This window comes from Candidatus Accumulibacter vicinus, assembly GCF_000584955.1.
Taxonomy (GTDB): domain Bacteria; phylum Pseudomonadota; class Gammaproteobacteria; order Burkholderiales; family Rhodocyclaceae; genus Accumulibacter; species Accumulibacter vicinus.
This window is the reverse complement of sequence record NZ_JDSS02000001.1, coordinates 1-697: the sequence shown is the minus strand read 5'-3', so window position 1 is coordinate 697 and position 697 is coordinate 1. Positions and strand designations below refer to the sequence as shown.

The 697-nt window shown below is 53.1% G+C and carries 1 pseudogene; it reads right to left on the bottom strand.

What is annotated here, in order from left to right:
- A pseudogene (locus tag CAPSK01_RS00005) lies at positions 1-375 on the bottom strand (ISNCY family transposase); the annotation flags it as partial.
- Between the last annotated feature and the right edge of the window lie 322 nt (positions 376-697).

Genomic DNA, 697 nt, shown 5'->3' with positions numbered 1-697 from the left:
GACATTGTCCTTCAGTGTTTGGTAGTGGTACGACGTCGGGTCGAACAACCCATGCCCGAGCATCTGCCGAAGGGTGTTGTGCTGATTGACCAACTCATGCAGACGGTCGTAGTCGATGTTCAGGTCAAGCCGGATCACTCCGCAGACGAAGATCGACCAGAGTGTCATCCCGGGACGCCCCGTCCGCTTGTCGACCTTCGGGGCCATGTCTGACTCAAGCAACTGGAAGAGCTTTGCCCGCTTGTCTGGATCTTGGTAGAGGTACTGCAAACCTCGCAGAATCTGCGGGATGTCGTCGCGCGACTTGGCGTCAAGAACAATATGAGAAACATCGACTTCGCCAATGTGCATCTGGGTGTTCTGGACAACTCGCATCGCTTGCCTCCAAAAACTCGCCTGTTCGTGCTCTTCGGTAATGGCAATTATAATGCCTTTGGTCTACGCGTGACGGCCTTTCAAACAAGAGCGAAGATTATTTCCGCTGCCGGATTGATGACCCGTTCGGGCACGAAGATCTCTACCCATTTGTCCTCAGAAGCCCGAATTGCGATGTTTTCACCACAAATCACCCTGCGGCTATCAATTCTTCATCGCTCGGAAATCCGTCCAATCCCTTGCTACTGTTGGGATGAAGGGGTTTCGGTCACGCACTATGTACCTTCCGGGTAGTTGCTTCACTCATCGCTTCTCGCTCCTA